10 protein-coding genes are annotated in these 11,043 nt (G+C 71.4%); all 10 read right to left on the bottom strand.

Going from position 1 to position 11,043, the window contains the following annotated elements; translation table 11 throughout:
- A partial coding sequence (locus JJ683_RS17760) for a ComF family protein (protein ID WP_200176087.1) occupies nucleotides 1-531 on the bottom strand: 531 nt, incomplete at its 3' end.
- Between the two features lie 39 nt (nucleotides 532-570).
- Entirely contained in the window at nucleotides 571-2,352 is a 1,782-nt protein-coding gene (lpqB, locus tag JJ683_RS17755; protein WP_200176085.1) for an MtrAB system accessory lipoprotein LpqB, read from the bottom strand.
- Nucleotides 2,349-4,121, bottom strand: coding sequence for an MtrAB system histidine kinase MtrB (gene mtrB / locus JJ683_RS17750; protein ID WP_372435337.1), 1,773 nt, complete (start codon nucleotides 4,119-4,121; stop codon nucleotides 2,349-2,351). The genes lpqB and mtrB overlap by 4 nt, the downstream gene beginning before the upstream one ends.
- On the bottom strand, nucleotides 4,118-4,804 hold the full coding sequence (mtrA, locus tag JJ683_RS17745) for an MtrAB system response regulator MtrA (protein ID WP_200176083.1): 687 nt from the start codon (nucleotides 4,802-4,804) through the stop codon (nucleotides 4,118-4,120). Before mtrA ends, mtrB begins: the two co-directional genes overlap by 4 nt.
- 112 nt (nucleotides 4,805-4,916) lie before the next feature.
- Nucleotides 4,917-5,228: a hypothetical protein gene (locus tag JJ683_RS19305; protein WP_242474837.1), complete on the bottom strand. Its 312-nt coding sequence runs from the start codon at nucleotides 5,226-5,228 to the stop codon at nucleotides 4,917-4,919.
- A 308-nt stretch (nucleotides 5,229-5,536) separates the two neighbouring features.
- On the bottom strand, nucleotides 5,537-6,193 hold the full coding sequence (locus JJ683_RS17735; RefSeq protein WP_200176081.1) for a dTMP kinase: 657 nt from the start codon (nucleotides 6,191-6,193) through the stop codon (nucleotides 5,537-5,539).
- Nucleotides 6,193-7,683, bottom strand: a complete 1,491-nt coding sequence (gene ahcY, locus JJ683_RS17730) for an adenosylhomocysteinase (protein ID WP_200176079.1) — start codon at nucleotides 7,681-7,683, stop codon at nucleotides 6,193-6,195. The genes JJ683_RS17735 and ahcY overlap by 1 nt, the downstream gene beginning before the upstream one ends.
- Nucleotides 7,684-7,734: 51 nt before the next feature.
- Nucleotides 7,735-8,676: a cation diffusion facilitator family transporter gene (locus tag JJ683_RS17725; protein WP_200176077.1), complete on the bottom strand. Its 942-nt coding sequence runs from the start codon at nucleotides 8,674-8,676 to the stop codon at nucleotides 7,735-7,737.
- A complete protein-coding gene (gene manA / locus JJ683_RS17720) occupies nucleotides 8,673-9,956 on the bottom strand; it encodes a mannose-6-phosphate isomerase, class I (RefSeq protein WP_307811034.1) in 1,284 nt (427 codons plus the stop codon). Before manA ends, JJ683_RS17725 begins: the two co-directional genes overlap by 4 nt.
- Nucleotides 9,956-11,043: tobH protein (locus JJ683_RS17715; RefSeq protein WP_200176072.1), on the bottom strand; the 1,088-nt coding region annotated here is incomplete at its 5' end. The genes JJ683_RS17715 and manA, both read right to left, overlap by 1 nt.

Here is an 11,043-nt window from a genome sequence, read left to right as displayed (position 1 = left end):
GCGACCCGCCAGATTCCGCTGCCGGGCGGCCGCACCGAGGCCCACCGAATCGCGTGCGCCCGTGCGCAACCGCAGCGCCCGCACCGCGCGATCCGACGCAGCGGCCGAGGCGAGACGGGGCGGCGTCGCACTCGCGGCCAGCGCGGCGATGCGCAGGACGGGGTCGCCGCCGCGGCGTCGGGCGGCCGACGCCCTCGACGGGGCCGGGACCATGATCAGCGGTGCGAGCTCCGGCGGGTCGAGCTCACCGGCCTCCCGCAGCGCGGCGATCGATCGCGCCAGCGCCGCGGCCAGCGGCACCGCGGCATCCCGGCGGCCGTGTTCCTTGAGCGCGATCACGGCGCCGCGGCGCGCGCCGCCGAACACGCCGGTGGACCACACCGGCACACCGGGAGCGACGCGGGGGTACACCCCCACGGGCACGCCCTCCAGGTCCGCCGCGCACCGTGCGCACCACGCCGACCCCGCTGCCCCGCATCCGGCGCATTCCACCGGCAGCGCCAGATCCAGAAGCCCGGCGAGCATTCCCATGCCATCCCCCCATTACGCCATCGCCCTCATCACCGCGGGTCAGCCGGGTACCACCGGCAGGCGGCCCTCCCCCATGAGCCCGGGCACTTCGCGCCAGTACTGCGAATCCTCGCCCGCGCTCCGCGAGCGGCGCATCACTCCGCGGCTGTCGACCACGTAGACGTCGTCGGGCGTCATCTGGATCATCGTCAGCGGCGGTGCCAGGTTGCGGCTGCTCATCGCGTGCATGGTGAACCCGTCGAACGACATGATCACCGGCGGCGCGTCCGGCGTGGACCGGACCAGGCCGATCTCCTCACTGCCGCCCCAGTCGAGCGATACCGCGTCGCCGCTCAGGCTCGACCCGATGGCGCTCGGCGACGTCAGCGCGTACCCGCCCTTCTCACGCGGCGTGACGTAAGCGACGAACACACGGCCGTCCACGATCAGCGCCGCCCGCACGCCGTCCTGCGACAGGCGCAGCGCGGTGATGTCCCCGCCGATCTTCGTCACGTCAGCGATGTCGACCTTCTCGGCCGCCGGCTCGCCGTTGCTCCCCACGCTGATCCGCTGCACCGAATCGCCGCCCACCGCGACCCAGGTGGAGCCGTCGGGCGCCCAGGTGGGCTCGGTCATCCACGGGCCCGCCGCGGCGACGTCGGTGGCCGCGCCGTACTGGCCGACGACGAGTTCCACCCCGGTCGCGGGCGCCTTCGCCCGCTGCACCGCCGCGACGTGCCTGCCGTCGCGCGCGAGGCTCGCATCGACGAGGCCCTTCGCCGACCCCAGCGGCCCCGGGACCGGGACCGGACCGGAGTCGGTCATCGCCACCAGTGCGCCGTCGACGACGGCGTGCAGCCCGACATCGGTGGCGCTGCCGGACGGGTCGAACCCGGCGACGTCGGCGGTGGTGTAGCCGTCGGCGTGCGCCGGGTCGAGCGGCGCGCCGTCCGCCAGGATCTCGTACGGCCCCGCCACGCCCGCCGAGGACAGCGTCCAGACGATCTGCGCGGCGAATTGCTGACGCTCCCGCGGACCGAGGCCGCCGATGCCCTGGAAGTCCATCTTCACGCCGCCGATCCCGACGCCCACGTTGCTGTCGCGCCCGTCGAGCTTGGTGAGCGTGCTGCGCAAGTGCACATTGGGCCCGAATCGCGTCGTCACCGATTTCTCGAGCAGCTGGTTGGGCCCTTCGATGAGCATCGAGATCAACTGCGCGGCGAGCTCCTCGACGCGCACCGTCAACCAGCGAGGGTCGGTGACCACCATGGTTCCGGCCGGGTTGAGGAAGTACAACTGCACCTGGTGGTAGCTGTTGAGGAACTGGGCCCTGTCGATGATGACGCCGTCCGGCAACCGGTCGATGCGCCATTCGCCGTCCACGCGCACCATCGACACCCGGGTCTCCAGAGTGCCCTCCTCCGCCCGGAAGGAGCCGCTGTCGTCGAGGCGGCCCACCTTGGCCGCGCTGATGAGCAGCGTCGCCTCGTCGGCGCTGCGGCTGTCGAAGAACACGTCGATCTTGTCGATGATCGATGTGCTGGTGGTGTCGTCCCAGCTCTTCGCCGCTGCCGGGGTGAGGAACTTGCGCGCCGCCGAGTGCCGCCCGCCCGGCTCGCTGCTGGCCTTGAGGAAGTCGCGCACGAGCAGGTCCGGCTCTTTTCCCGGCGTCGGCGTGGGCACGTCGGCGGCGCCCACGTCGCGCTGGACGGTGCCCAGCGCCTGCGGCGACGACGAGGTGGGCAGTTCCGCACAGGCCGACACGGCCACCATGAGGATCGCCGCGAGCGCGGTCAGGATCACCGCGGTGGACCGTCGGGTGGAGTGTCCGCGGCCGATCATCGCCGTGCCTCGCTTCCACTCGTGTCGATGGCGGCACCGTCCCCGTTCGCGCCGTCAGTATCCGGGCCATCGGTGTGCGCGCCGTCAGCGTTCGCGCCATCCGCGGCGGCGCCATCAGCGGCGGCGCCCTCGGTGGCGGCCGCCTCGAGGGCCGGTGCCGGCGCGAATGCCTGCACACGCAGCGGCAACGGGTAGGAGACGACGCCGGCGCCGCGCACGCGCGGCAGCGTCAGGCGGAAGACTGCGCCTTTGCCGGGCGCCCCCGCCGCCTCCAGCTTGCCGTTGTGCAGCCTCGCGTCCTCCATGCTGATGGCCAGTCCCAGGCCGGTGCCGCCGGAGCGCCGCACGCGCGACGGATCCGCTCGCCAGAACCGGTTGAACACGAGCTTCTCCTCGCCGGGGCGCAGCCCCAGACCCGCGTCCGCCACGACGACCGCCACCGTGTCGTCTTCGGCGCGCATGCGCAGCGCCACCGGCTTGCCCTCCCCATGGTCGAGCGCGTTGGCCAGCAGGTTCCGCAGGATCCTTTCGACCCGGCGGGGGTCGACCTCCGCGACGACGGCGTCGTCGGGCATGTCGACCACGAGAGTGCTGCCGGACTCGGCGGCGAGGTGCTCCACGGTCTCGAGCGCTGCGCGCGCACATACCCGCAGGTCGAGCTTCTCAGCGGCGAGTTCGGCGACTCCTGCGTCGTGCCGGCTGATCTCCAGCAGGTCGCCCAGCAGCGCCTCGAAGCGGTCGAGCTCGGCGGTGAGCAGCTCCGCCGAGCGCCGCAGCACCGGGTCGAGCTCGTCGCTGTTGTCGTGGATCAGGTCCGCGGCCATGCGGACGGTCGTCAGCGGGGTCCGCAGCTCGTGGCTGACGTCCGAGGTGAACCGCTTCTGCAGGTTGCCGTACTCCTCGAGTTGGGTGATCTGTCGCGAAAGGTTCTCCGCCATGTCGTTGAACGACACCGCCAGGCGGGCGATGTCGTCCTCGCCGTGAACGGGCATGCGCTCCTTGAGCCGCCCGTCGGCGAACCGCTCGGCGATGCGCGAGGCGTACCGCACGGGCAGCACCACCTGCCGCGCCACCAGCAGCGAGATGGCCGCCAGCAGCCCCAGCAGCACCAGGCCGCCGGTGAGCAGGATGCCCTGCACCAGCGACAGGCTGCGCTCCTCCGCGGTGAGCGGGAAGATCATGTAGAGCTCGATCGGCGAAATGTCCGACCCGGCGGGCGTACCCATCACCAGTGCCGGTCCGACCCCTGAGCCGTCCGGCACCGTCGTGTACTGGTAGCTCACCTTGCCGGCGCGCACGAAGCCGCGCAGCGAGTCCGGCACCTCGTTGACCGGGCCCGCCGACGTCTCCTTGCGCGGGCCGGCCCCGGGCACGATGAGGACCGGCTCGAACGCGCCGGCGTTGTTGCCGGCCTGGCCGTCCGTCGTCGGGTCCGTCAGCGCCGACTTGGCCTCCTCCAGCCGGCTCTCGAGCGAGCTGGACGGGTCGGAGTTCTCGAGCATCCGGTCGACGGTGCCGCGCGCACGGTCGATCTCCTCGGACGCCGCGTCGACCTTGGCCTCGAGCATCCGGTTGGTGATCTGGCTGCTCAGCACGAAACCGAGGATGAGGATGACCATCAAGGACAACGCCAACGTGGAGACGACCACGCGCAGTTGCAGCGACCGCCGCCAGCTGCGCGAAAGGCCCCGCCCCAGCCGATGCAGCGCGTGCGCCACCGCGAGCACGGCACCGCGCAGGCGGTGCCGTGTCCCGGGGGAACCGATCACGGAGGTCCGGCCTTGTATCCGACACCGCGGACTGTGAGCACCACCTCGGGGTTGTCCGGGTCGCGCTCGATCTTGGCGCGCAGCCGCTGCACGTGCACGTTGACCAGCCGCGTGTCCGCAGCGTGCCGGTAGCCCCACACCTGTTCGAGCAGCACCTCGCGGGTGAACACCTGGCGGGGCTTGCGTGCGAGGGCGACGAGCAAGTCGAACTCGAGCGGCGTGAGGTTGACGCGCTGACCGTCGCGGGTCGCCTTGTGGGCGGGGACGTCGATCTCCACTTCGCCGATGGAGAGGATCTCCGCAGGCTCGTCCTCGATCCGACGCAGGCGCGCACGTACCCGGGCGATGAGCTCCTTGGGCTTGAAGGGTTTGACGATGTAATCATCCGCGCCGGACTCGAGGCCCAGGACCACGTCGACGGTATCGGTCTTCGCGGTGAGCATGACCACGGGGACCGTGGACTCCGCGCGGATAGCCCGGCACACGTCGATGCCGTTCATCCCGGGCAGCATGAGGTCCAGCAGGACGAGGTCCGGGCGGAACTGGCGCATCTGCGGCAGCGCTTCCATCCCATCGCCGACGACGCAGGGCTCGAAGCCCTCCGCCTCGAGCACGATCGTCAGCATCTCCGCCAGGGCGGCATCGTCGTCGACTACCAGAATCCGCTGCTTCATGTTCTCCATCGTCGCATCCCGGACCGCCGACGCCGATCAACGCGGCACGGCGGTTCGCACGGCACTCGCGCGGACAGTCTAGCCGGTGACCGATTGAGCGCCCGGGTCGGTCGGCCACTGATCAGTCGCCTTCCGGGACGACCGTCACCGAGACCGTCTTCGCCCCGCCGGGGACGTGAACGGTGAGCAGCCAGCTTATCGGGTCCCACGGCACCACAGTGGCCCCGGTGACATCGACGTCGCCGGGGAACTCGTCCGAGGGGCGGCAGATGTCGGTAGGGTCCGTGACGGCGGGGTCGGGATGGAACGTCAATTCACGACGGCCCGGTCCGGTCGACCATTCGACGGGAGTGCCGGCCACGGCACTCGGGTACGCCTTGTCCATCGCGTCGACGAGAAACGTGGGCGAACCGTCAAGGAGGTACGCCCCCACGTTCCGGGGTCACTGGGCCGGTAGGCGACGCCCGCACCGATCTCGCGGGCAGCCGCGCCGTTGCCGCCGGCGCCGTGGGAGCCGATCGCGCCCGAATACACATCCTGGTGCAAGTCCGGCATAACCTTGTACCCGCGCTCCGTGTACCAGCCGACCGGCTCTTCGACGCGGTCGAGATAGTCCTGGCTGTACCGGCCGGCGTCGTCGGTCATGTACAGGAGTACTGGACGGCGCCGGGAACGCGCGAACGTGCGCTTCCGGCCGCCGACAGCGGATCAGCCCCTGCAGTGGCCGCACCCGGCCGCACGTCACCCCGCGTGGACGACGCGCTCCGCCAGCGCGCCGATCGCGTTCGCCGACCCCGCCGCGTCCGGCGGCAGCGCATCCCACGGCGACACCCACGCGGCGCCGGCGAGCGCCCCGTAGGCGCCGGCCACCCGGGCCTGCAGAGAGTCGTCACGCTCGTAGGAGTCCCGGAACCGCGACGGGTCCTGCGCCTCGCGCTGCACGGCGCGCTCTCGCGCCAGCTCCACCGGCACGTCCAGCAGAAGCTGCACGTCCGGCAAGGGAAGCCCGAACCGCGCGAATTCCAGCTCGCGCACCCACTCGGTGAACGGCCCGTCGCAGCCTTCGTGCAGGCGCGCCGCCCCGTACGCCGCGTTGGAGGCGACGTAGCGGTCCAACAGCACCACGTCGTATCCGGCGACCATCCTGGCCAAGTCCCCGCACGCGGCGCGCCTGTCCAGCGCCCACATCAACGCCATGCCGTAGACGGAGTCGACCAGGTCGCCGTGGCCGCCGCGCAGCGCCTCGGCGCCCAGGTCGGCGTGCACCGACGCGCCGTAGCGCGGGAACGCGGCGGTGGCGACGGTCAGCCCCCCGCGGCGCCAGGCATCGACGAGACGGCCGGCGAGCGTGCGCTTGCCTGCCCCGTCGATGCCCTCCACGGCGATGAGCACGCCCATCAGTAGCGGTAGTGCTCCGGCTTGTACGGCCCCTCGACGTCCACGCCGATGTACTCCGCCTGGTCCTTGGACAGCTTGGTGATGGATCCGCCGAGCGCCTGGACGTGCACCCGGGCGACCTTCTCGTCAAGATGCTTGGGCAGCCGGTAGACCTCGTTGTCGTACTCGTCCGGCTTGGTGAACAGCTCGATCTGCGCGATCGTCTGGTTGGCGAACGAGTTGGACATCACGAACGACGGGTGCCCGGTGGCGTTGCCCAGGTTGAGCAGGCGCCCCTCAGACAAGACGATGATGCTGTGCCCGTCGGCGAAGCGGAACTCGTCCACCTGCGGCTTGATGTTGATGCGGGTGACGTCGCCGGCGCGCTCGAGCCCCGCCATGTCGATCTCGTTGTCGAAGTGGCCGATGTTGCCCAGGATCGCCTGGTGCTTCATCTTCTTCATCTGCTCGAAGCCGATGATGTCCTTGTTGCCGGTGGCCGTGATGACGATGTCGGCCTCACCGATGAACTCGTCGACGGTGCGCACGTCGAAACCGTCCATCAGCGCCTGCAGCGCGCAGATCGGGTCGGCCTCGGTGACGGAGACACGTGCACCCTGGCCCTTGAGCGCCTCGGCGCAGCCCTTGCCCACGTCGCCGTAGCCGCACACCAGCGCCGTCTTGCCGCCGATGAGCACGTCGGTGCCGCGGTTGATGCCGTCGAGCAGCGAGTGCCGGGTGCCGTACTTGTTGTCGAACTTGCTCTTGGTGACCGAGTCGTTGACGTTGATGGCGGGGAACGCCAGCTCGCCCGCCGCGGCGAACTGGTACAGCCGCAGCACGCCCGTGGTGGTCTCCTCCGTGACGCCCTGGACCGATTCCGCGATCGTCGTCCACTTGGCCGCGTCCGCTGCCAGCGAGGCGCGCAGCAGCGCCAGGAACACCTTGTATTCGTCGCTGTCGTGCTCCTCGTCGACGGGCGGCACCACACCGGCCTTCTCACACTGCGCGCCCTTGAGCACGAGCATCGTGGCGTCGCCGCCGTCGTCCAAGATCATATTTGCCGGCTCATGTTCCCCATTGACCTCAGGCCAGGTGAGCATCTGCTCGGCCGCCCACCAGTACTCCTCGAGCGTCTCGCCCTTCCACGCGAACACGGGGACGCCCTGCGGCTCCTCGGGCGTGCCGTGCGGGCCCACCACCACGGCGGCGGCGGCGTGGTCCTGGGTGGAGAAGATGTTGCACGACGCCCAGCGCACCTCCGCGCCGAGGCTCGTGAGCGTCTCGATGAGCACCGCAGTCTGAATGGTCATGTGCAGCGAGCCGGAGATGCGCGCGCCCTTGAGCGGCGCCACGTCGGCGTACTCGCGCCGCAGCGCCATCAGCCCGGGCATCTCGTGCTCGGCCAGCCGGATCTCGCGGCGCCCGAACTCCGCCAGCGACAGGTCCGCCACCGCGAAGTCGATGCCGCCCAGCGTCTGCACGGTCGCCCTGGTCTGTGCGCTCGTCATGTACCTCTCCTCGTCACGTCTGGTCGGTCCGCCCGTGGACCGCCTGCCAGGCTAGCGGTCCGCGCTTCCGGCGCCGCGCGCCCGGTCCAGGTCCGGCTCGATGTAGATGAGCCGCGCCACCGGCACGGCCTCGCGGATCCGCGCCTCGGCCGCGTCCACCTGCGCCGCGACCGCGTCGAGGGGCGTGCCGGCCGGCAGCGCGATCTTGGCGGCCACCAGGAGTTCGTCCGGGCTCAGGTACTGGGTGCGCAGGTGGATCACACGCTCGGCGAGTCCAGCCTCCAGCGCAGCCATGATCCGGTTCTCCTGCTCCTCGGTGGCGGCCTCCCCGATGAGCAGCGACTTCATCTCCACGATGAGCACGATGGCGATGGCGCCGAGCAGACAGCCGATGAGCACCGTGCCCACGCCGTCCCACACTGCGTCGCCGGTGGCCATGGTGAGCCCCACGCCCGCCAGCGCCAGCACCAGGCCCACCAGCGCCCCCGAGTCCTCCAGCAGCACCACCGGCAGCTCCGGGTTCCTGCTGCTGCGGATGAACCCCCACCAGCTTTGCCCGCCCTTGAGCGCCTTCGACTCACCGCGCGCGGTGTGGAAGCTGTAGCCCTCGAGCACGATGGCCACGAGCAGAATCGCGATCGCGACGAACGGACTGCTGAGCTCCTCGGGGTGCCGGATCTTCTCGATGCCCTCGTAGACCGCGAACACCGACCCCATGCTGAACAGCACGAGCGCCACGACGAACGCGTAGAAGTAGCGGTTGCGCCCGTAGCCGAACTGATGCAGTCGGTCCGGACGCTTCGCCGCCTGCTTGCGTCCTACCAGCAGCAGGGCCTGGTTCGTCGTGTCGGCCACCGAGTGCACGCCTTCCGCGAGCATCGACGACGACCCCGTGACGGCGAACCCGACGAATTTGGCCACCGCGATGCCCAGGTTGGCCGTCAGCGCGGCGAGGATCGTCTTCAGGCCCTCCTGGCCGTGCCCGGAGCTCACGCGGCTCCCACGCGTGCCCGGAAGATCTGCGCCTGCGGGCCGCCGGCTCCCGCACTCGGCTCCTGCACGTGGTTCCGCGGCACCGCCGTCAGCGTGACCGGCCCGGACGATGCCGGCACCCACAACGCCTGGGTGGCATGGATCGTGGTTTCCACAACGTCGGTTTTCACACCATCGCATTCTGCCCTGACGGCGCCCTGCGTGCAGAGCAATATCTCCGGCCCGGCCCCGGACAGTTCCACGCACCCCCCGCGCAATTCGATGCTGCTCAGGCTGAACTCCGGGGTGGCCGACAGGTAGACCCGCTCCCGGGCCCCGGCGGCGACGCCCTCCGTGGGGGTGGCCGGGACGGAGTGGAAGTCGAGCACGCGCAGCAGCTCGGGGACGTCGACATGCTTGGGCGTGAGCCCGCCGCGCAGCACGTTGTCGGAATTCGCCATGATTTCCACGCCCACGCCGTGCAGGTAGGCGTGCAGGTTGCCGGCCGGCAGATACAGCGCCTCACCGGGCTCCAACGTCACCCGGTTCAGCAGCATCGACGACAGGACGCCCACATCGCCCGGGTAGGCCTCCCCGATCTGCAGCGTGGAGCGGGCCTCGGCCGCGAACTCCCCGCCGTTGCCGTGCCCCGCGAGGTAGCCGATGCACCCTTCGAGCACCTTCGGCAGCAGCCGGTGGACCATCGCCTGCGGCATGGTGATCCAGGTGGTGAACAGTGCCCGCAGCCCGGCTTCGTCGGGCTGCCCGCGCAGCAGGCCCAGGTGCGGGTCGAGTTCCGGCACGCCGATGGCGCCCAGCAGCTCGACCGTGCGCATCGGGTCGCGGAACCCGGCGAGCGCGTCGAACCGTTCGAGTGCGACGACCACTTCGGGTTTGTGGTTGCGGTCCCGGTAGTTGCGGATGGGCGAGTCGAGGGGGATGCCCGCACCCTCCTCGCGGTCGAACCCCTCGAGCGCCTGATCCCTGCTGGGGTGCGCCTGCAGCGAAAGCGGCTCCTCCGCGGCCAGCAGCTTGAGCAGGAACGGCAGCCGTGGACCGAACCGCGCCAGCACGTCGGCGCCGAGCTGCCCGACGGGGTCGGACTCGATCACGTCCAACAGCGACCTGCGGCCGTCCCCGGGGGCGTCCCCGCCACGTACGTGTGCGGAATCGGCCGGGTGCGCGCCGAACCACAGTTCCGCCTCCGGGTGCGCCGAGGGGCCGGCGTCGCCACGCAGCCGCGCCAACGCGGTGCGCGATCCCCAGGCATAGGAGCGCACCACTGCGTCGAGTACCAGCACTACCCCGGTTCCCCCTGCAGGCCGCTCCATTGCGCCGCGCCGCAGGCCGCGGCCACGTAACCGGCCGCCGACTGCCACCGCACCGCCAGCACCGCGCACTGCGCGATCAGCGGCCCCGCGCCCGCCGCGGACCCGGGACCGGACGGATCGGGACCCGATGGATCCGAGTCGGCCGAATCGGGGCCGGTCCGCTCGTCCGCGTCCGGGCCGGCGTACGCGAGGTCGCCGGGGGCGGCCAGCAGCAGCTCCCCGTCCGGCACGGCGGCCATGCGACGCCGCACCACGGACTCGTCCCCGGCGGCGGCGAAGACGAACACTCGGCGCGGAGCGACCGGGGGCGGTCCGTCGATCTGTTCGTCGTGGAAGATCGATTCGGCCGCGCCGCCTGTCCGGCCCGCGACCGGCGGTGCCCCCAGCACGTCGACCAGCCCCACCCCCACGGCACTGACTCCCGCGCTGGACAGCAGGTCGGTCGACGCGCAGCGCGCCAAGGCTGTGGTGACGGCGTCGTCGCCGGCGAACACCACGTCGTGCCCGAGCATCGCATCCGCCAGCGCCTTGGCCGGGTTGCGGAACGCCTCGCGTCCGGGACCGTCGGACAGCGCCTCGCCGTCGAGCCGGTCCGCGAGCGCCGTGAGGCCGGCGGCCACGTCGCGGGTGCCGAGCCAGCGTGCGCACCGATCGGGCCGCGCGGTGCCGAGTACAGCCACGGAGGCAGCGAGGTGGTGCAGGAATCGGTGGGCGATCACCACCGGGACCCGCGGGGACAGCGTCAGCGCCCGCGTGCCCGCGGCCGCGCCGACAGGTCCCTCCGCGGGAACGGTGACGACCGTATCCGCGCCACGGCGCAGTGACTCCCCCACCGCGCCGCTCAGCTCCGGGTCTCCCGCGTCGTCACCGAGCACGACTACCAGGTCCAGGGAACCGACCCACTCGGGCAGGGTCGCCGCGCGCACGACGGGGACGTCGAGATCCGGCCCCAGCACGGCCGCGGCCACATCGGCCGCGGCCGCGCCGCCGCCGCTGCGCGCCACGAGCAGCACCGCGCGCGGGCGCAGCCCCGCCACCGGGGCGAGCACGTCTTCCG

The sequence above is a fragment of the Tomitella cavernea genome (assembly GCF_016599145.1).
GTDB lineage: Bacteria > Actinomycetota > Actinomycetes > Mycobacteriales > Mycobacteriaceae > Tomitella > Tomitella cavernae.
This window is presented reverse-complemented; position numbering and strand designations above follow the sequence as displayed.

Coding starts and splice junctions, on each gene's coding strand:
- lpqB (WP_200176085.1), bottom strand. CDS start 2,352: ATGATCGGCCGCGGACACTCCACCCGACGGTCCACCGCGGTGATCCTG.
- mtrA (WP_200176083.1), bottom strand. CDS start 4,804: ATGGAGAACATGAAGCAGCGGATTCTGGTAGTCGACGACGATGCCGCC.
- JJ683_RS17735 (WP_200176081.1), bottom strand. CDS start 6,193: ATGGGCGTGCTCATCGCCGTGGAGGGCATCGACGGGGCAGGCAAGCGC.
- ahcY (WP_200176079.1), bottom strand. CDS start 7,683: ATGACGAGCGCACAGACCAGGGCGACCGTGCAGACGCTGGGCGGCATC.